This window comes from Pseudomonas sp. Marseille-Q5299, from assembly GCF_943737035.1.
Lineage (GTDB): Bacteria > Pseudomonadota > Gammaproteobacteria > Pseudomonadales > Pseudomonadaceae > Aquipseudomonas > Aquipseudomonas putida_E.
The window spans coordinates 129677-148092 of sequence record NZ_CALSFR010000012.1 but is presented as its reverse complement, the minus strand read 5'-3'; the positions used below and the strand labels follow the sequence as shown (position 1 = coordinate 148092).

17 protein-coding genes are annotated in these 18416 nt (G+C 62.9%); 5 read left to right on the top strand and 12 right to left on the bottom strand.

What is annotated here, in order from left to right:
- Nucleotides 1-16 precede the first annotated feature (16 nt).
- The 3 genes from NGJ21_RS24545 to NGJ21_RS24535 all read right to left on the bottom strand — a co-directional run bounded on the left by NGJ21_RS24545 (nt 17) and on the right by NGJ21_RS24535 (nt 2482).
- A complete protein-coding gene (locus tag NGJ21_RS24545) occupies nt 17-613 on the bottom strand; it encodes an amino acid synthesis family protein (protein WP_003256068.1) in 597 nt (198 codons plus the stop codon).
- A gap of 273 nt (nt 614-886) precedes the next feature.
- Entirely contained in the window at nt 887-1930 is a 1044-nt protein-coding gene (locus tag NGJ21_RS24540; RefSeq protein ID WP_115275056.1) for an LLM class flavin-dependent oxidoreductase, read from the bottom strand.
- 66 nt (nt 1931-1996) lie between these two features.
- Nucleotides 1997-2482 carry a flavin reductase family protein gene (locus NGJ21_RS24535; protein ID WP_012314149.1) on the bottom strand — a complete coding sequence of 162 codons (486 nt, stop codon included), beginning with the start codon at nt 2480-2482 and terminating at the stop codon, nt 1997-1999.
- A 316-nt stretch (nt 2483-2798) separates the two neighbouring features.
- Here NGJ21_RS24535 and NGJ21_RS24530 point away from each other — a divergent pair, with 316 nt between their 5' ends.
- Nucleotides 2799-4202, top strand: a complete 1404-nt coding sequence (locus tag NGJ21_RS24530; protein ID WP_115275055.1) for a purine-cytosine permease family protein — start codon at nt 2799-2801, stop codon at nt 4200-4202.
- 109 nt (nt 4203-4311) lie between these two features.
- Here NGJ21_RS24530 and NGJ21_RS24525 read toward each other — a convergent pair whose 3' ends face one another.
- Both NGJ21_RS24525 and NGJ21_RS24520 read right to left on the bottom strand, forming a co-directional pair.
- Nucleotides 4312-5922 carry a methyl-accepting chemotaxis protein gene (locus tag NGJ21_RS24525; RefSeq protein WP_502943661.1) on the bottom strand — a complete coding sequence of 537 codons (1611 nt, stop codon included), beginning with the start codon at nt 5920-5922 and terminating at the stop codon, nt 4312-4314.
- 239 nt (nt 5923-6161) lie between these two features.
- Nucleotides 6162-7361, bottom strand: a complete 1200-nt coding sequence (locus tag NGJ21_RS24520; protein WP_251962823.1) for an NAD(P)/FAD-dependent oxidoreductase — start codon at nt 7359-7361, stop codon at nt 6162-6164.
- A 264-nt stretch (nt 7362-7625) separates the two neighbouring features.
- Between NGJ21_RS24520 and NGJ21_RS24515 the strand changes: the two genes are divergently transcribed.
- Nucleotides 7626-8165 (top strand): RrF2 family transcriptional regulator, encoded by a 540-nt coding sequence (locus NGJ21_RS24515; protein ID WP_046785462.1) that lies wholly within the window; start codon nt 7626-7628, stop codon nt 8163-8165.
- Between the two features lie 54 nt (nt 8166-8219).
- Here NGJ21_RS24515 and NGJ21_RS24510 read toward each other — a convergent pair whose 3' ends face one another.
- Both NGJ21_RS24510 and argC read right to left on the bottom strand, forming a co-directional pair.
- Nucleotides 8220-8906: a GNAT family N-acetyltransferase gene (locus NGJ21_RS24510; RefSeq protein ID WP_046785461.1), complete on the bottom strand. Its 687-nt coding sequence runs from the start codon at nt 8904-8906 to the stop codon at nt 8220-8222.
- A 78-nt stretch (nt 8907-8984) separates the two neighbouring features.
- On the bottom strand, nt 8985-9926 hold the full coding sequence (argC, locus tag NGJ21_RS24505; protein ID WP_115275051.1) for an N-acetyl-gamma-glutamyl-phosphate reductase: 942 nt from the start codon (nt 9924-9926) through the stop codon (nt 8985-8987).
- Between the two features lie 125 nt (nt 9927-10051).
- On the opposite strand from argC, the gene NGJ21_RS24500 reads away from it, so the two are divergent.
- The gene (locus tag NGJ21_RS24500; RefSeq protein WP_204917813.1) at nt 10052-10933 is read left to right on the top strand and encodes a LysR family transcriptional regulator; all 882 of its coding nucleotides are present in this window, start codon (nt 10052-10054) and stop codon (nt 10931-10933) included.
- A 107-nt stretch (nt 10934-11040) separates the two neighbouring features.
- On the opposite strand, the gene NGJ21_RS24495 is transcribed toward NGJ21_RS24500, so the two are convergent.
- Both NGJ21_RS24495 and NGJ21_RS24490 read right to left on the bottom strand, forming a co-directional pair.
- On the bottom strand, nt 11041-11691 hold the full coding sequence (locus NGJ21_RS24495; RefSeq protein WP_115275050.1) for a TIGR04211 family SH3 domain-containing protein: 651 nt from the start codon (nt 11689-11691) through the stop codon (nt 11041-11043).
- Nucleotides 11692-11949: 258 nt separating this feature from the next.
- Nucleotides 11950-13167 (bottom strand): hypothetical protein, encoded by a 1218-nt coding sequence (locus NGJ21_RS24490; protein WP_251962822.1) that lies wholly within the window; start codon nt 13165-13167, stop codon nt 11950-11952.
- Between the two features lie 243 nt (nt 13168-13410).
- Here NGJ21_RS24490 and NGJ21_RS24485 point away from each other — a divergent pair, with 243 nt between their 5' ends.
- Nucleotides 13411-13890 (top strand): VOC family protein, encoded by a 480-nt coding sequence (locus NGJ21_RS24485; protein ID WP_046785456.1) that lies wholly within the window; start codon nt 13411-13413, stop codon nt 13888-13890.
- 24 nt (nt 13891-13914) lie between these two features.
- On the opposite strand, the gene NGJ21_RS24480 is transcribed toward NGJ21_RS24485, so the two are convergent.
- The gene (locus tag NGJ21_RS24480; RefSeq protein WP_231386551.1) at nt 13915-14886 is read right to left on the bottom strand and encodes an AbrB family transcriptional regulator; all 972 of its coding nucleotides are present in this window, start codon (nt 14884-14886) and stop codon (nt 13915-13917) included.
- A 216-nt stretch (nt 14887-15102) separates the two neighbouring features.
- On the opposite strand from NGJ21_RS24480, the gene NGJ21_RS24475 reads away from it, so the two are divergent.
- Nucleotides 15103-16005: a LysR family transcriptional regulator gene (locus NGJ21_RS24475; protein ID WP_251962821.1), complete on the top strand. Its 903-nt coding sequence runs from the start codon at nt 15103-15105 to the stop codon at nt 16003-16005.
- A gap of 57 nt (nt 16006-16062) precedes the next feature.
- On the opposite strand, the gene NGJ21_RS24470 is transcribed toward NGJ21_RS24475, so the two are convergent.
- Together NGJ21_RS24470 and NGJ21_RS24465 are read right to left on the bottom strand one after the other, a co-directional pair.
- On the bottom strand, nt 16063-17268 hold the full coding sequence (locus NGJ21_RS24470) for an NAD(P)/FAD-dependent oxidoreductase (RefSeq protein WP_161872965.1): 1206 nt from the start codon (nt 17266-17268) through the stop codon (nt 16063-16065).
- A gap of 82 nt (nt 17269-17350) precedes the next feature.
- Nucleotides 17351-18406, bottom strand: coding sequence for a GlxA family transcriptional regulator (locus NGJ21_RS24465; RefSeq protein ID WP_115275045.1), 1056 nt, complete (start codon nt 18404-18406; stop codon nt 17351-17353).
- Between the last annotated feature and the right edge of the window lie 10 nt (nt 18407-18416).

Below are 18416 nucleotides of genomic sequence, written 5' to 3'. Positions count from 1 at the left end.
CCCGTCTTGGTTGTTGTTATTGAGCGTTGGCTTTTTCGGCAGCCAGTTCTTCCAGGTCGATGTAACGGTTGCCGATGCGCGGGTGCAGGCGGCCGCCGTCGGCAGCGCCCAGTACCACGACGATTTCGTCGGCACGCGGGGCGTCTTCGATCTGCATTTCCAGGGTGATGTAGTGCGAGCGCAGGCCTTCGTCGTCCTTTTGCATCATCGGGATCTGGATCGAGGTGCCCGGGCCGCCACGCTTGTTGGTGAAGCTCAGGTAGCTCTTGGCTTGTACGGCTTCGCGGTAATGGTTGCCGAAGCGCAGGGTGTGGATCACCGCCGAAGCGTGCTCGATCTCGCCATCAGCGCCGACCACGGCAGCTTTACCGTAGGCTTCGATCTTGTCGGCACCACCGATGGCAGCGGTCAGGCGCTCGACCATCAGCGCACCCAGCTCGGAGCAATTGGCGCGGATTTCCGGCTTGAGGTCTTCAACGAAGCCGCGGCCGGCCCATGGGTTCTTGATCACCACGGCCAGGCCGACCATGGTCACCGGCTTGTCGGTGGCTTTGCCGCCTTCGATACGGGTCTCTTCGGAGTAGGTGACGATCTTGCGGATTTCGAAACTCATGAGGGGCTCCTGGTGAGGGTTATCAGCTCTTGTTGTCTGATGGTATACCATAATATTTGTTGTGCAAGAGGCCGCTGGAAATTTCTCTGATGAGGAGACGAAAGGCGGCGTGAGCAGGCCTCGAGCCACAAGCGGCAAGCTCCAAGCCACAAGCACGCGGACGAGCACGTACGCCCTTGCTTGCAGCTTGCAGCTAAAAAAACGCCCGCTCGCGAGGGCCATGACGGCCCCCGGGAGCGGGCTGATCCCGCAACGCTTTCAGGCAATGGGAATTCAGGCGAACGCCGGCACCACTTCCTTGATGAACAGCTCGAGCGACTTCTTCTTCTCGGCGTGGGGCAGGCTGTTGTCGCACCAGAAGCTGAACTCGTCGACGCCCAGTTCCTGGTAGTACTTGATGCGCGCGATGATTTCTTCCGGGGTGCCGATCATGGTGTTCTTACGGATGTTCTCCAGCGCGAAGGCCGGCACCTCGGCGAACTTCGATTCGGGGCTTGGCTCCAGGAAGCCGTTGACCGGGACCGTCTTGTTGCCGAACCAGGCATCGAAGGTGCGGTAGAACCGCGAAATGGCCTGGGCGCCGACTTTCCAGCCATCGGGCTCCGACGGGTTGTGCACGTGGGTGTGGCGCAGCACCATCAGTTGCGGGCGCGGCACCTCGGGGTTGTTGTCCAGCGCAGCCTGGAACTTGTTTTTCAGGTCCAGTACTTCTTCATCACCCTTCATCAACGGGGTGACCATCACGTTGCAACCGTTTTTCACCGCAAAGTTGTGTGAGTCCGGGTCGCGCGCAGCGATCCACATCGGCGGCATGCCCTGCTGTACCGGCTTGGGCACACTGGTGGAGGTGGGGAAATTGTAGACTTCGCCTTCATGGGCGTAGTCGCCTTCCCACAGCTTGCGTACCGCTGGGACCATTTCGCGCAGGGCCTTGCCGCCGTCGGTGGCTGGCATGCCATTGGCCATGCGGTCGAACTCGAACTGGTAGGCGCCACGGGCCAGGCCCACTTCCATGCGGCCGTTGCTGATCACGTCGAGCAGGGCGCACTCGCCGGCCACGCGGATCGGGTTCCAGAACGGTGCAATGATGGTGCCGGCGCCCAGACGGATCTTTTCGGTGCGGGCGGCCAGGTAGGCCAGCAGCGGCATCGGGCTTGGCGAAATGGTGTATTCCATGGCGTGGTGTTCGCCGATCCACACGGTGCTGAAACCGCCGTTTTCGGCCATCAGGGTCAGTTCGGTGAGGTCTTCGAACAGCTGGCGGTGGCTGACCTGTTCATCCCAACGTTCCATGTGTACGAACAACGAAAATTTCATGGGGCATTCCTCGCAGCTTGAAAGTCTCGCCTGGCGTGCCAGGCGTCAGTAATAACGTTAGGCGTCTCAGGCGAAGGCGGGCAGGCTGGCCATTTTGCCGCGGCAGTAGACCATCGGCCGTGGGGCCTGCTCGGGAACGATCAGGTTGTGCACCTTGCCGACCATTATCGCGTGGTCGCCACCTTCATATTCCCGCCACAACTCGCATTCGATCACCGCAGTGGCCCCCGCCAGCACCGGGTTGCCCAGTTCACTCAGGGTCCACTCGATGCCGGCGGCCTTGTCCTTGCCCTTTTTGGCGAAGGCGTAGGCTTCAGCCTGCTGTTCACCGGAGAGCAGGTGAATGGCAAAGCGCTTGTTCTTGATCAGCACAGGGTAGGAATCGGAACTGTAGTTGGGGCAGAACAGCACCAGCGGCGGGTCCATCGACAGGGAAGAAAAGGCGCTGGCGGTAAGGCCGACGATCGAGCCGTCGTCGTCCAGGGTGGTGATGACGGTGACGCCTGAGGGGAAGGAGCCCAAGACGTTCTTGTAAACGGTTGCGTCGATCATGGCGTGTACCTCGAAGGGGGTAGCGGTGGGCCGCTTTTTATCGTTGATGTGTCTGATGGTATACCGTAATACTCGTTTTGCAAGCGGAATTTTTAGTGCTGTAAAAAACATGATGAATGGCTCAAGGCCGCATGAAATGGGGCTTTGCTGAAATAATCAGGGCGTGGCCTCGGCTGCTGAACCGGATCAGTAAGGGTTTTTAAAACCGAATCAGTGTTGTCAAAAGCTTGGAATACCATAATATGGTCCGCAGCTGAGAGGCCGCCTAGACGCGGTTTCCTTACAAAGATAAAAACGACCTTTCGAGCTGAAAACCATGTCCCAACCGTCATCGCAACACCAGTTTGTCGAGAATCACACGGTCGATTACGTTCCACCTGCCGAGCGCCATGGGAAGGCGCGCGACCTGTTCACCCTCTGGTTCAGTACCAACATCGCGCCACTGCCTATCGTCACCGGCGCCATGGTGGTCCAGGTATTTAACCTGAACCTGCTGTGGGGCCTGATCGCCATCGTGCTGGGCCACCTGATCGGGGGCGTGGTCATCGCCCTGGCCTCTGCACAGGGACCGCAACTGGGCATCCCACAGATGGTGCAGAGCCGCGGCCAGTTCGGCCGGTACGGTGCCCTGCTGATCGTGTTCTTCACGGCGTTGATCTATGTTGGTTTCTTCATTTCCAACATCGTGCTGGCAGGCAAGTCGATCCACGGCATTGCCCCAAGCGTGCCGATGCCCACGGCGATCGTCATCGGGGCCCTGAGCGCGACGGCGATCGGTGTTATCGGCTACCGCTTCATTCATAGCCTGAACCGCATTGGCACCTGGGTGATGGGGTCGGCATTGCTGGCCGGTTTCATCATGATGTTTACCCAGGAACTGCCGGCCGACTTCTTCAGCCGAGGCGCGTTCAACCTGTCGGGCTTCATTGCCACCGTATCGCTGGGCACCATCTGGCAGATCAGTTTCTCGCCGTACACCTCCGACTACTCGCGTTACCTGCCCAAGGAAGTCGGTATTGCCAAGCCGTTCTGGGCGACGTATTTCGGCGCCACTCTGGGCACCATCCTGTGCTTCAGCTTTGGTGCGGTGGCGGTGCTGTGCGTGCCCCAAGGCACCGACGCGATGGATGCGGTCAAGCAGGCCACCGGCTGGCTGGGCCCGATCCTGATGGTGCTGTTCCTGCTGAACATCATCAGCCACAACGCCCTCAACCTGTACGGCGCGGTGCTGTCGATCGTCACCGCCATCCAGACCTTCTTCGCCCAATGGACGCCCAGCATCAAGGTGCGGGTAATGCTGGCTGCAGTGATCCTGGTGGCGTGCGGGATGGTTGCGCTGAATGCCTCGGCGGACTTCATCGGCCACTTTATCGGGCTGATCCTGGCGCTGTTGCTGGTGCTGGTGCCGTGGGCTTCGATCAACCTGATCGACTTTTACCTGATCAAGAAGGGTGAATACGACATTGCTTCGATCTTCCGCGCTGACGGCGGAATTTACGGGCGCTTCAACCCCCACGCGATCATTGCCTATGCGTGCGGGATTCTGGTGCAGTTGCCGTTTGCCAACACGTCGCTTTATGTAGGGCCCTATTCGAACATTGTCGAGGGCGCGGACTTGTCCTGGCTGTTCGGCTTGATCGTGACGGTGCCGTTGTATTACTGCCTGGCTACGCGGGGCAAGGCCGAGAAGGTTGTGCGGGCTGTCAGCGCCAAGGGGTAGTTGCCCGGGGGCTGCGTTGCAGCCCTTTCGCGACACAAAAGCTCAAACGTTTGCGTAGGAGGGGCCTTGTGTCGCGAAAGGGCCGCAACGCGGCCCCAGCAGTTTCAGCTCAGACTTTGAACTGCGCGACCATGCCGTTCAAATCAACCGCCAGGCGCGACAAATCCTGCGCCGCCGCACTGGTCTGGTTGGCGCCCGCCGAGGTCTGCATCGCCAGGTCGCGGATGTTGACCAGGTTGCGGTCCACCTCCCGCGCCACTTGTGCCTGTTCTTCCGAAGCACTGGCGATCACCAGGTTGCGCTGGTTGATCGAAGCGATCGCCTCGGCAATCACTTCCAACGCCTGCCCGGCACCCTGTGCCACTTCCAGCGTACCGGTGGCACGCCCCTGGCTGCTGTGCATGGCCGTCACTGCCCGCTCGGTACCGTTCTGAATCCCGGCAATCATCTGTTCGATCTCTGCCGTGGACTGTTGGGTGCGGTGGGCAAGGGCACGCACTTCATCGGCGACCACGGCAAAACCACGGCCCGCCTCACCGGCACGTGCGGCTTCGATGGCCGCGTTGAGGGCCAGCAGGTTGGTCTGGCCGGCAATCGCGCCAATCACATCGAGCACGCGGCTGATCTCGTTGGCATTGCTGGCCAACTGCTCGATTTCGGCAGAGGTGCCGGTAACGTCATCGACCAGGTGCTGGATCGAGGCCAGCGCCTGGTTGACCTGCTCGCGGCCATCGCGTGTGGTGCGGTCGGCGCCCTGGGACGCATCGGCGGTGCTCACCGCGTTGTTCGCCACTTCTTCTACGGCGGCGGTCATCTGGTTGACGGCCGTGGCCGCCTGGTCGATCTCCGCGCTCTGCTGGTGCAGGCCACGGCTGGTATCTTCGGTAACCGTGTGCAGCTCTTCCGAAGCCGAGGCCAGCTGGTCGGATGAGGCCGCAATTTTGCGAATGGTATCGCGCAGGCTTGCCTGCATGCGGCTCAGGGCACGCAGCAGCAAAGCCGGCTCATCGCGGCCGGTAACCGTGATGTCCTGGGTCAGGTCGCCGGTGGCGACACGTTCGGCCACGGCCACGGCATCTGCCAATGGCACGACGATGCTGCGGGTAAGCACGGTGGCAATGGCCACCAGGGCGATCATGATCACCAGCAGTGAGCCGATAATGGCTGCGAAGGCTTCGTCGGCCACGTCACTGCTGCGCTGCGAGGCTTGTTCGGCCCCCTTGCTGTTGTAGGTGATCAAGGCCGACAGGGCTTTCATCATGGTATCGGCGTACTGGGTGAGCGGGCCGCTGATCTGCTGCTTGGCCTCGGCCATGCGGCCGGCGGCAATGTCTTTGAGTACCTGTGACTGCAGGCCGAAGTACTGTCGATGGGCGGCGATTAATGTGTTGAACAGGGCACGGTCATCGGCGGCGATGATGGTGGCTTCATAGTCCTTCAGGCCGTTGTTGAGTTGTTCATTGATGCCTTTGAACAACTCGATGTTGCGCATGCGCTCGGTGGGGCTGTCATCCAGCGCGGCGCGCAGGGTGATGGCGCGGGCGCGGCCGAGGTTGGTACTGATGTCACCGAGGGCGACCACGGCGGGCATCCAGGTAACCCGGATTTCGTCCGTGGCCTCGTCCATCTGCCGGGTTTCATAGAGTGCGATAAGGCCCATGACCAGGACCAGGGCGCCCAACAGGGCAAATACGCTGGCAGCGCGAATGCCGATCTTCATATTCCGTAACTGCATGGAATGTTCCTTGACGGTGGTGCGCAATCAAGCAAATGGGCACACACCCGGTTCAACGGGGCGATGCCAAGCGCTCAATGTGCTGCAATATAGTTATGTGCCTCACCTCTGATTATTGTTTTTCAGAATAGTGCCATATTGCCATCATTATTGACCAGACATTCAATGCAGCGTCATCTGCTGACAAATCCGTCATTTATTGACGGATCTGTCAGGAAGTTACGTCAAACGATCGGAATCAATGGGTCGGCGGCCGCCAGGGCCAAGGCACGGTCAGCGGCTGGCGGGTAGATCCATACGCTGTTGATCTGGCGCTTGAGGGCCTTGCCTTCCTGGCCCTGCAATTTAAGTTCGCGCTCCCAGCCTTCACTGAACGCCGCGCCCCAGCCGCCCAAGTCCAGGCAGGTGACGTACTTGGGTTGGCGATACACCACCGGCTGTTCGCCGAGCAGGTCGGCCATGGCATTGTTGCCTGCGTAGCGGCCCATGGGGATGGCGTGCTGGCAGGTCATCAGCGCATGGTTGCCCAGTTCGTCGACGGCTGCCCAGGCGGTGTCACCCGTGGCGTAGATGTGTGCCTGGCCAACCACCTTGAGGTGGTCGTCCACCTTTAGACGGCCGAAGGTGTCGCGCTCGCCCGCTACCTGGGTGGTCAGCGGGCTTGCCTTGACGCCCACGGTCCAGATTATGGTCTTGCTGGCGATATACTCGCCGTTGTCCAAGGTGACGCCACCGGCATCGACGGCAACCACCGAGGTGCCGGCCAACCACTCGACGCCCGCCTGTTCGCAAGCCGCGACAATCGACGGCGTGATGCCCTTACCCAACGCGGCGCCAACCTGGGCACCTCGATCGACCACCAGCACGCGCACCGCAGCGTCACCGAGTACGGCATGCAGGCGGGCAGGCATTTCAGTAGCGGTCTCGATGCCCGTGAAACCACCGCCGCAAACCACCACGGTGTTGCGTGCCGGTGAGGCGGGCAGGGCGGCCAGGCCCGCCAGGTGCTGCTCGAGACGCACGGCCGACTCCATCTGGTCGACGTCAAAGGTGTGTTCGGCCACGCCTGCTATCGCCGGGCGTGCCACCTGGCTGCCGGCTGCCAGGATCAGGCGGTCATAGGCGATCTGCTGGGGCAGGCCGCTCGCGTCGGTGTAGCTCACGCTGCGCCCTTGGGCGTCGATGGTCTGCACATGGCCTGCGAGGAACTGCACGCCCACGGCTTCGAACAGCTCACCCACTGGCGCCCTCATGCCATGCACGTCGGCTTCGTAGAAGCGTGGCCGGATACGCAGTTCAGGCTGGGGCGCCAGCACGCTGATGCTCAGGTCGTCGCGCCGGGCCTGGTCGAGCAGGCGGGCGGCGCTCAAAGCGCTCCATACACCGGCAAAGCCGGCACCGATGATCAAAACGTTAGATTTCATGAGGATGCTCTGTGGGTAAGGGGGCTTCGACGGGTGTGTGTCTGTGCGAAACAACTACGACTGTATTGATCGCAGTTCACTCGTGCAACTCTTTTTTCCAGCCGAGCCTTGGCCGAGAAGCCGATCTGAGCGCTGAAAGACTTATGAATAAAGGGTTGGATAGGTATTCTCAGGGAGCACGGCTAGCGACCAATGGCATTTCATGGCTTTGCCATTGCACGCCGGTAAGCGTAATATTGGCGACAAGTTTGGTCGGAGATTTATATGTCGCTCTACAGTGCTGGCGTTGAATACGGCATCCATTGCCTGCTGTACCTGGTGGACGAGCGCGGTGACACCCGCGAGTCCAGTGTTCGCGACCTGGCGCAGTTGCAGGGGGTGCCGCAGGAATACCTGGCCAAGGTATTCACCAAATTGGCCCGGGCCAAACTGGTGGCAGCGACCGAAGGCGTGCGGGGGGGCTTTCGACTGGCCCGGCCGTCGGACGAGATCACCGTGCTGGACATCGTCAATGCCATTGACGGGCCGAAGAAGATCTTCGACTGCCGCGAGATCCGCGAGCGTTGCACGCTGTTCGAAGGCTCACCGCCGGGTTGGGCCACCGAGGGCACCTGTGCGATCCATGCAGTAATGCTGGGGGCGCAAAAGCGGATGGAAGAGGCCCTGGCGCAGCAGACTATCCTCGACCTGGCACGGCGCTTCGGGCGCAAGGCACCGGCGCAGTTCGGCCAGCAGGTCAGTGACTGGATAGGGGAGCGGCGCGATGGCAAGGGTGGGGGAGATATTCCGGTGAGTCAGGTCTAGCTCAAGTGCTTGTTCAGGCCCGATCGCGGGGGCGCCCGCGATCAGGCCCCACGGTCAATGCACCGTCTTGCGTTGCCTCACACAGGCGCGGGCCTGCTCCGTCAGCTCATCCAGCCACTCATCGCGCTGCTGCTCGGCTTCGATCATCGCATCTTCACCCTGCTGATTGAGCAGGTAGGTATGAATCTGGTGCACTTCAGTGGCCTGGTAAATCGGCGCGATATCCAGGCGGCCGATCAGCGCGCCGCTGGCTTGGCCGGTGCTGCTCATCAACACTTGCGGCCCACTGGCGGCCACCACCTGCATGCCCCTCGCTTCGAACCATGGCACCTGGTTGGCAAAGGCGTTCAGTTCGACGCTGGCAAAGCGGGCCTGCACATCGGCCAGCAAGGCGCGGCCGATACCTTGACGGCGATGCTCGGGCACCACGGCGAGAAAGGCCAGTGCACAGGCCTGCGCATTGTCCTGGGCCGGTAATGTAAGGGCAAAACCGAGCATCTGGTCCGGCGCTTCGGCGTCCAGTGCCAGGGTCAGCTCCACGGCAAGGCCGCGAGTACCGTCCATGGCCTGCAGGTACTGATGCACCTCCATGCCGACGCCGTATTGGTACAGAGGGTACAACGGGTTGTCGGCACGAATGGCGACGCTGCTCAGTTCGCCGACATGGTGGATCACCAGTTCACGGATCTGGTTCTGGAAGGATTCGGGCGGCACGCTGTCGAGGCGGCTCAGAATGAACATCGGTGGACGGGCTCCGGCGGCTGTTGTATCGCCCCGCACCGGTTGATGCGGGGCGCACAGTCTACCCCTTTTTACCTGTCAGCCGTGTGCCTGCGGTGCTGCGACCATGAGCTCGAGGTTTTGCACCGCCGCGCCCGAAGCGCCCTTGCCCAGGTTGTCGAATACTGCCGTGAGCAGTACCTGGCCGTGTTCGGGGTTGGCGTACAGGGCCAGGCGCAGGTCGTTGCTGTCGTTCAATGCCTCAGGATCCAGCGGCGAGGCCGCCCCCTGCTGGTGCAGTGGGGACACCATCACGTGGCGTGCGCCCTGGTAGTGCCGTTCAAGGCATGCCTGCAATTGCTCGGCGCGGATCTGGCCTGGCAGCAGGCGCAATTGCAGCGGGATGCTCAGGACGATGCCCTGACGATAGGCCGCATAACCAGGCAGGAACATCGGCCGGGCTGCCAGGCCGGCATGCAGCTGGATTTCCGGTACATGCTTGTGCGCCAGCTCCAGGCCGTACATCTGCAGGGTGGGCGCCCGCTGCGCCCCGGGCTGCTCATGGCGCTCGACCGCCGCACGGCCACCGCCGGAATAGCCGGAGATGGCATGGATGCTCAGCGGGTAGTCGGCGGGCAACAGGCCAGCCTGCACCAGCGGGCGCAGCAGGGCGATGGCGCCAGTGGGGTAGCAGCCGGGGTTGCTGACCCGCTTGGCCAAAGCAATGCGCTCGGCCTGCCGCGGGTCCAGTTCAGGCAGGCCGTAGACCCAGCCGGGGGTGGTGCGATGCGCGGAGCTCGCATCGATCACCCGCACCGCCGGGTTGCGGATGGCCGCCACGGCCTCGCGCGCGGCGGCGTCGGGCAGGCAGAGCAGGGCGATGTCAGCGCTGTTGATGGCGTCGCTGCGCCGTTGCGGGTCCTTGCGTTCGGCCTCGGGCAGGGTCAGCAGTTGCAAATCGGTGCGCCCTTGCAGGCGGGCATGGATCTGCAGGCCGGTGGTGCCTTGGTCGCCGTCGATGAAGACAATAGGGGTGCGCATGGTCGGGTCCGTTCAAAAGGAAGATGGCCTATGCTCGCCTGTCGTCTTGGTAAATAAAATTTGAATATCATGATGCAGACGTTCATATTTTCTGAACGAAATGTACCCTGAACCGGCCCACCCCCATGCGTGAAATCAGCCTCGATCGCCTCCGCACCCTTGTGGTCATTACCGACCTGGGGTCATTCGCCGAGGCTGCGCGCCAGCTCAACCTGGCGCCGCCTACCATCAGCCTGCACGTGGCCGAACTCGAGGCGAGGGTCGGTGCGCCGCTGTTGACCCGCAACCGCAACCAGGTGCGCCCCACCGCCATCGGCGAAACCCTGCTGGTACGTGCCCGCCGGCTGTTGGCCGATGCCGACCTTGCCTTGGATGAAGTGCGGCGCCAGGTCGAAGGCCTGACCGGTCGGGTGCGTCTGGGCGCCTCGACCGGCGCCATCGCCCACCTGTTGCCCCAGGCATTGGAGCACTTGCGGGTGGCACATCCAGGCATCGATGTGCAGGTGCAGGTGCTGACCTCCCAGGCTTCCCTGCTGCGGCTGCGCGAAGGCGCCCTGGATATCGGCCTGGTGGCTTTGCCGCAGGTGGCGGGCAAGGGCATCAAGGTCACCGCCTGGCGGCGCGACCCGATCCTGGCCTACGTGCCGGCCGACTGGCAGCCGCCGGCCAGGGTTACACCGGCCTGGCTGGGGCAGCGAGCGCTGATTCTCAATGACAGCAGCACCCAACTGTCGCGGGTGACCGCAGAGTGGTTCGCTGCCGCCGGGTTGTATCCTGAGCCGCGGATCGAGTTGAACTACAACGATGCGATCAAGAGCCTGGTGGGTGCCGGTTATGGCGCAACCTTGCTGCCCCAGGAAGGCGAGATGGCCGAACTGGACCGGCGCATAGCGCGCCGGCCGCTGCGCCCTGGCTTGTGGCGGCAACTGGGGATTGCCTGCCGGGAAGGCGAGATCGAACGGGCGACGAGGTTCGTACTGCAGGCGCTGGAGCGGTTGCGGCAGTAAATGGCGCGGGCGAGCCCGCCGCTCAGGAACCTCGTTCTGGGGCTTATGGAGCCGGCTCGCCGGCGATCAGGCCGGTACTGGCAACCCGTTGCCTGGCCGGACAAGCCTCAGAACCAGCGGTCGTTCTTCTTGCGACCGCGGGTCAGTGCCGGCAGGATCAGCCCCGCCAGCAGGCCCGCGCCGGCAATGCTGCCGCCGTAGACCATGTAACGCATCATTACTTGTTTGTTCTCATCGCCCAGGCGTGCCTGAGCGTCGCGCAGGTTCGACTGGGTCTGATCAAGCTGTTCGTTCAATGCCTGGTTGCGTGCTTGCAGTTCGTCGACCAGCTTTTTGCGCGAGTCGAGGGTTTCCTGCATGCCCTGCACGCGGTTCTTCCAGCTGTCGTCGATGGTTTTCAGCTGCCCGGACAACTGCGCTACCTGTGCGTCAAGTTCAGGCAAGCGCTCACCCTGGCCCGGGACCGATTGCAGGTCGCTGGAGAGGATCCACACCAGGTCACCGTTCTGCCCGCGCACCTGGCTGTAGTTGCCCTGACTGCCGATGAGGGTCAGCTTCTGTCCGGATTTGAGTGTGCCGACGATGCGATGGCCGTCGGTAGGGCCGCTGCGTACATAGGTGCTCAGGCTGTCACTGACCCAGCGCGCATCGCTGGCCGGCTCTTGGGCATGCACGGGGGCGGCGAGAGCCACCAGAGCGGCGATCAGGGTGCCGCGCAGGGCAGGGAGGGCGAGGGAGGCTGGGCGGGATTCAGGCATGTTGGGTCTTCGCTGCATCAGGAAAAATAGGCCCGGTGACGCTGGAACGTTGGCTGGGCCGGCGAACCGGTCGGTGGATTGACCGTCAGCGAAAGACCGCATTTTTGCAAGCAGGTTCACTGCTGGGGGTAGGAATTGTCTGCAGGATGTTGCAAAGGGCGGGCTAGAGCGCCTCGGCGAACAGGCTGCTTCGCGTGTCGGAAGCGGCCTGTTCGCGGGATCGTCAAGGGCCTGGAAAAAACCCTGAAGTGACTGCCGTTATGCGCCACGACAGGGAAGCTGCTCGATGTACTCGGCAATCCTGCGCCGCAGGCCGTGATCCGCCTGTCGCAGGAGTACATCGAACAGCACACGGCTGTAGTGGTTGAGCACTGCGTTGCTGGCGTAGCTGCACGGGCTGAACTGCCACTGCTCCCTCACGGCCCGTTCAGCCGCCGCCAGCATGTTGGCGGGAATGGTGCTGCTGGCATGAAGCGGCGTGACATGGCTGCGCGCCCTGTAGGCAAGCGCGCCGTGCACCGCGCCGTCGACAAGCGACCAGGCAGACGCTACTGGCAGCATACCGAGCAGTTGCGCGACAACCCGCTCGGCCTTTGCGCTAGCTTCGAACGGCAGGCCATGCGCAGCGCAGCGCGAAGCAATGCAGGCAAACACCTCTTCAATCGCCAAGGCTGTGATTGCCTCGCTGAGCTCTTCGCGCCACTCGGGCCGGGGGCCTGCGCCCAGCAGCTCAAGCAGCGCGCGATGCAGCGGCGCCAGGCGCGTACGTTGGTGCCCGTGCAGGCTTACATTGACCACCCAGTACACTTTGTCACGCCATGCCTTGGGCGTTGGGTCATTGCTGAAACATACCGGCGGCGAATCAGGGTCGACCAGCAGGATCAGGTCTTCTTGCAAAGCCTGCAGCAGGTTTGCATCCATGGCCTTGGACGGGCTGAGACATTCATCGCCAGTGGGATGCTCTGCCGGGAGCAGGCGGTCAAGCTGTTTGTCCATTCGCACCTCGAGCAGGGCCAACAGTTGCAGCTTGCGGGTTATCGAAAGGCTGCGCAGAGGTATCGGCCGGCGTCTGGCCAGTGACCAGTGCTCCCTTATGCGTTGGCGCTGTTGTGCTTGCAGCTCCAGCCTGGCCTGTTGGCGCGCCGCCAGGCACGGTTGGCACGCGCAATCGCGGCGCCACTGGGTACGCCCGGGGAAGTAATGGCGATGCTCGCAGGTTTTGCAGAAGGCCATGTTTTCGTGGCAGCTCGAAGCTGTGCGGCTTTTACGCCGTTCATACAGGCTGGTTTTGCAGTAGGGGCAACACAGGTCGGCGCAGGGCAGGGGCGGGAACGCCTTGATCAGGCTGCTGGGTGCCACGTCAATGGCGTAGCGCTCGAGCAGGTGTGCAATCTTTTCACCGCTGATGTATTCGCTGTACAGCGCCTCGACCTGTTCAGCGGTAAGGTGCTGCAGCTTTGCTTGGAAGTCCGACAAACCTGAATCTCCCTGAAAAAAGTCGGTTATAGGCCGCTTTGGAGATGATCGTGCTTGCCGGATGGATAAGTGAAGCGTGCGAAGACTCGATAATTCTCCGCTGCGTGTAGGGATTTTCTGATTTGGCCAGGCATCGGCAATCACTGCGCTTGACGCACTCCGATCAAGCGTGCGCCCCGCCCATCGCCGTGCCGTGCCCAGGGGCTAGACTGAAAGGTCCCGGCCTATCCCTGGAGCCTTGCCATGACTGCCAAGAACACGATTTGCCTGTGGTTCGACCACGACGCGCAAGACGCTGCGAACTTCTACGCCAGCACTTTCCCCGACAGCAAGGTGATCGCGGTGCATCAGGCACCGAGTGATTACCCCTCAGGCAAGGCGGGTGATGTGATCACGGTCGAATTCACCGTCATGGGCATCCCTTGCGTGGGGCTCAATGGCGGCAAGGCGTTCAGCCACTGCGAGGCATTTTCGTTTCAGGTCAGCACTGAGGACCAGGCCGAGACCGACCGACTGTGGCACGCCATCGTCAGCAATGGCGGACAAGAAAGCGTCTGCGGCTGGTGCAAGGACAAGTGGGGAATATCCTGGCAGATCTGCCCAAGGATCCTGATCGAAGCCATCGGCAACCCGGACCGGGCGGCGGCAAAGCGGGCGTTCGAGGCGATGCTGGACATGGGCAAGATCGATGTGGCCGCAATCGAGGCGGCGTTGCGCGGCTGACCGTCAGCGCAAGGCGCGATCAGGTCATGCCTGTGTCATTCGAATGATCTGCCGAGCACAGAAGGCCCCGGTAAGAATCACGCCAAACAAGCGCAAGGTCTGCATCGCCAGCACCAACCCGACGTCGGCATGCGTCTCGACCGCGATGATCGCCATGGCATCCAGCCCCCCGGGGCTGGTGGCCAGGTACATCGACAGAAAGTCGGTATCCATGGCCATTGCCAGTACCCAGGCACAGGCGGCACACAGGATGATCAAGGCCATGGCGCCTGCAATCATCGTCGGCAAGCGCTTCCACACATAGCGCACGGTCTGCCGGTCAAAGCGCAGGCCTATGTAGCAACCGATGGCGCCATAGGCGAAGGCCAGCAGCGGTGCGGGCAGGGTGATCGTCAGCACGCCGCCCAGTTGCAGCGCACCGCCGAGCAACAGCGGCATCAGCAGGGCGCCGGCCGGCATGCGGCTACCCACCAGCATACCGAACAGCACTACGCCAACGCTGAGTACCGTGTCGAACAGGTTCAGGCTTTGCATCACCGCCGGTGAACTGGCCGCGGCGCCGTTGCCCGGCGTAGCACCCAGCAGGTGGCTGACCAGTGCACCGATCATCACCACGCACACCACCCGCACATACTGCATGGTCGCCACCACCCGGGCGTCGGCGCCGTTTTCCTCGGCCATCGATACCATGGCCGAGGCCGCGCCCGGCGCGGTTCCCCACGCAGCCGTGCTGCCAGGTATGCCACCGAAACGCACGGTACCGAGCCCGACCAGGGCGCTCAGGGCAACGGTGATGAAGGTGGCCACCAGCATCATGTGCCAGGAGTGCGCCATGCAGACCAGCACAGCCCAGGTCACCGAGTGTGCGACCAGCAGGCCAACACAGCCTTGGCCGAAGCGGAACACCTGGCGGTGCATGCTCAAGCGTGCTCCGGATACGCCAAACGCAATGGCTACCAGCATGGGGCCGAGGAACAAGCCGGCCGGTACGGCCATGGCATGCAGCAGCTGGCCGCAGGCACCGGCGCAGGTCAGCAGGGCTAACCACAGGATGGGGGTTCTGGAAGAGCCTGGGAGGGCAGTCTGCAACGGGGATACTCCTTGCGTAGCGACAACGCGGGCTGGCAACGCCAGCGCAGAAAATTATCGACTGCGTAATCGATCAAGTCTATTTTCTACTTTTGATGAATCCATAACTGAAATTCATGAATCATGGACCTGCGCGATCTCACCTACTTCGAAACCATCGCCGAACTCGGCCATCTGGGCCGAGCCGCAGAAAAGCTCAACCGCAGCCAGCCGGCACTGACCAAGAGCATTCAACGGCTTGAAGAGTCGCTGGGCACCCGGTTGTTTCAGCGCGACGGCCGCCGCATCAAACTCACCGATGTCGGCAAGCTGTTGCTGGCACGGGGCAGGCAACTGCAGCTGAACATCGCCGAAACCGAGCGTGAGGTGCGCGATTTTGCCAATGGGCTGGTGGGTAACATTCGCCTGGGCTGCGCGGCGAGCATGGCCGACCACTTGCTGCCCCACCTGACCGCCGCCTTGCTCGAGCGGGCGCCTGAGGTAACCCTGAAGCTGTCTATCGCGCAGGACGATGTACTCAAGGAGTCGCTACGGGCGGGGCGCCTGGATGTGATCATTTCGCCGCAGCTTGCCGATGACCCGCAGTTCACCACGCATGCCATCCTTGAAGATGAGGCGATCGTGGTGGCCAGCGCCGAGCATCCGGTGTTCTGCGGGCCCATCGCGCTAAAGGACCTCTGCCAGTACCGCTGGGTGCTGGCAGGGCCGACCGTTACAGCGCGGCGCTGGATCGACAATGTATTCATCAGCCACCAGTTGCCGGCGCCGCAAGTGCAGGTGGAAACCAACGCGATTTCACTGTTGCCACGGCTGATCGCCCGAACGCGACTGCTCAGCTTTGTCGCACGGGAAACGCTGGAACACGGGTTGGGGATGACGTGGTTGCGCGAGGTGCCGCTGCAGCAAACCACCATGCGCCGGACCGTGGCGGTGTCCGTGCGCACCGACGGCTACCTGTCGCCGGCAGCCGGGGCGCTGGTAGCGCTGCTGAAGGAAAAGGGCCCGAGCTTCTTCGAGCGGGATTGAACTGCTTGCGCGGCGCAGGTGTTGCCGCGCTGCCAAGCGTGGGCCATGGATGCTGGGTCAGGCCACTGGTATGGTCGGGTCCGCCGCCGCCAATGCTGCCTGACGGTCCGTGGCCGCCGGCGGATAAATCCAGATCGAGTTGATCTGCGACTTCAGCACCTTCGCTTCGGCCTTGTCCGTGGGCGGGGAAACCGTGCGTTCCCAGCCTTCGGTGTATACCGCGCCCCAGGCACCCAGGTCGAGGCAGGTCACATACTTGGGCTGGCTGTAGGGCATGGGCGCCACGCCAATGAGTTCGGCCACAGCGTTGTTGCCCGCGTAACGCCCGAGCGGGATGGCATGCTGGCAGGACATCACCGCGTAGTTGCCCGCCTCATCGCAGGCTGCGTAGGCCACGTCACCGGCGGCATACACCGCATCATTGCCCTTGACCTTGAGGTTGCCATCCACGTGCAGGCGGCCTTGGCGGTCGCGTTCGCCGCTGATCTGCTCGGTCAACGGGTTGGCCTTGAAGCCCACGGTCCAGATCACTGTACCGGCCTCGATGCGCTGGCCGTTGTCAAGCAGTACGCCTTCGGGGTCGACCGAGGCCACGCTGGCCGCGCAGATCCATTCGATACCCAGTGACTCGCAGGCCTGCTCGATAGAGGGGCGAATGCCGTCGCCCAAAGCTGCACCGATTTTCACGCCGCGGTCGACCACCACCACGCGCAGCCGTGCCTGCTCGCCAAGGATATTGCGCAAGCGCGATGGCAGCTCGGTCGCGGTCTCGATGCCGGTGAAGCCGCCGCCCGCCACTACCACGGTATTGCGTGCAGGGGTGTCGGGCAGGTTGGCCAAGGACTTGAGGTGGGCCTCAAGGCGTGCGGCACTGTCGATCTTGTCGACATCGAAGACATGTTCGATGCCGACCATGTCCGGGCGGTTGAGAACGCTGCCGCAGGCCATGATCAGGCGGTCGTAGGGCAGGCTGCACTCGGTGCCGCTTTGGGTGCGGTAGCTCACACGCTTGCCGGCTTCGTCGATGTGGAACGCCGTCCCCTGCACGAAACGCACGCTCACCGCCTCGAACAACGCCTGCAACGGTGCAGCCATGGTGTGTACGTCGGGCTCGTAGAACCGTGGGCGCACATGCAATTCGGGCTGAGGCGCGAGCAGCGTCACCTCGATATCCGTACGGCCATGCAGGTCCAGTTGGCGGACAGCGCTCAGGGCGCTCCACAGGCCGGCGAAACCTGCGCCAATGATCAGGATGTTTTTCATCGTTGTGCTCCTGGAAGGTCCGGATAGAACAAGGTAGCCCTTGTTTGCGATCAACGATGCTACGGGCGACGAAGCGCGGGCCCTAGGCCAAAGAACCCTGAATTTCGGCCAGCGGCACGCTGCGGGCGAAGCGCGCACGGTAGTCGCGCGGGGTGACGGCCAGGTGGCGCTGGAAGGCAAGGCGCATGCGTTCTTCGCTACCGAAGCCGCACAGGCGGGCGACCTGCTCGATGTGGCTGTCGGTGTTTTCCAGCTGGCGCCGGGCCGCCTCCAGGCGGAACACCTCGATCGCCTTGGCCGGTGTGCGGCCGGTCTTCAGTTTGTACACCCGGGTGAAATTGCGCAGGCTCATGTGCGCCTGTTCGGCCAGGCGCTCCACACTCAAGCGTGGGTCGCCCAGGTTCTCATTGAGCCACAGGTGCAGGGCTTCGAACTCCGCGCAGTCCTGGCCTTGCAGCTTGAGCAGTTCGCTGAACTGCGCCTGGCCGCCCGGGCGCTTGAGAAACACCACCAGTTCGCGAGCCACCTGCATCGCGACGTCGCGGCCGCAGTCCAGCTCGACCAGCGCCAGTGCCAGGTCGATCCCTGCACTCACACCCGCCGAGGTCCACAGGGTACCTTGCTGAACGAAGATCGATTCGTGGTCGACCTGCACGGCCGGGAAGTCGCGCCGCAACACCTCGCACATGGCCCAGTGGGTGGCAGCACGACGGCCGTCGAGCAGGCCGGCACTGGCCAGCAGGAACGTGCCGCTGCAGACCGATGCCGTGCGCCTGGCGTGCTGGCTGGCGCGGCGCAGCCAGGCCACCAGCGGACCGTGTTCGGGAAGGCTGCGGATGATGTCCGGCGCGCCGGGTACGATCAACGTGTCGACGGCCTGGGCCATGGCATCATCCAGGCGCTCGGTGGCCACCACCAGGCCTTCGGCGGTTGGCTGCAGGCCACCGTCGAGGCTGGCGGTATGCAGGCGGTAGCCGGGCAGGCCGCGCTCGGCCATGGCCTTGGTGGCTGCCCAGAACACGGTCTGCGCGCCGCTGAGGTCGAGCAGGCCCATGGCGGGGTAGGCAACGAAGACCACCACCCGAGGCTGGTCGACGGGTAACAGGGGAGGGTCGAGTTGCCCTGCGATATCGGTCATGGTGTGGCCT

Coding starts and splice junctions, on each gene's coding strand:
- NGJ21_RS24485 (WP_046785456.1), top strand. CDS start 13,411: ATGACTGCCAAGAACACGATTTGCCTGTGGTTCGACCACGACGCGCAA.
- NGJ21_RS24510 (WP_046785461.1), bottom strand. CDS start 8,906: ATGTTCATTCTGAGCCGCCTCGACAGCGTGCCGCCCGAATCCTTCCAG.
- NGJ21_RS24480 (WP_231386551.1), bottom strand. CDS start 14,886: ATGGCCGTACCGGCCGGCTTGTTCCTCGGCCCCATGCTGGTAGCCATT.
- NGJ21_RS24540 (WP_115275056.1), bottom strand. CDS start 1,930: ATGAAATTTTCGTTGTTCGTACACATGGAACGTTGGGATGAACAGGTC.
- NGJ21_RS24500 (WP_204917813.1), top strand. CDS start 10,052: ATGCGTGAAATCAGCCTCGATCGCCTCCGCACCCTTGTGGTCATTACC.
- NGJ21_RS24515 (WP_046785462.1), top strand. CDS start 7,626: ATGTCGCTCTACAGTGCTGGCGTTGAATACGGCATCCATTGCCTGCTG.
- NGJ21_RS24535 (WP_012314149.1), bottom strand. CDS start 2,482: ATGATCGACGCAACCGTTTACAAGAACGTCTTGGGCTCCTTCCCCTCA.
- NGJ21_RS24545 (WP_003256068.1), bottom strand. CDS start 613: ATGAGTTTCGAAATCCGCAAGATCGTCACCTACTCCGAAGAGACCCGT.
- NGJ21_RS24530 (WP_115275055.1), top strand. CDS start 2,799: ATGTCCCAACCGTCATCGCAACACCAGTTTGTCGAGAATCACACGGTC.
- NGJ21_RS24475 (WP_251962821.1), top strand. CDS start 15,103: ATGGACCTGCGCGATCTCACCTACTTCGAAACCATCGCCGAACTCGGC.
- NGJ21_RS24520 (WP_251962823.1), bottom strand. CDS start 7,361: ATGAAATCTAACGTTTTGATCATCGGTGCCGGCTTTGCCGGTGTATGG.
- NGJ21_RS24525 (WP_502943661.1), bottom strand. CDS start 5,922: ATGAAGATCGGCATTCGCGCTGCCAGCGTATTTGCCCTGTTGGGCGCC.
- NGJ21_RS24465 (WP_115275045.1), bottom strand. CDS start 18,406: ATGACCGATATCGCAGGGCAACTCGACCCTCCCCTGTTACCCGTCGAC.
- argC (WP_115275051.1), bottom strand. CDS start 9,926: ATGCGCACCCCTATTGTCTTCATCGACGGCGACCAAGGCACCACCGGC.
- NGJ21_RS24495 (WP_115275050.1), bottom strand. CDS start 11,691: ATGCCTGAATCCCGCCCAGCCTCCCTCGCCCTCCCTGCCCTGCGCGGC.
- NGJ21_RS24470 (WP_161872965.1), bottom strand. CDS start 17,268: ATGAAAAACATCCTGATCATTGGCGCAGGTTTCGCCGGCCTGTGGAGC.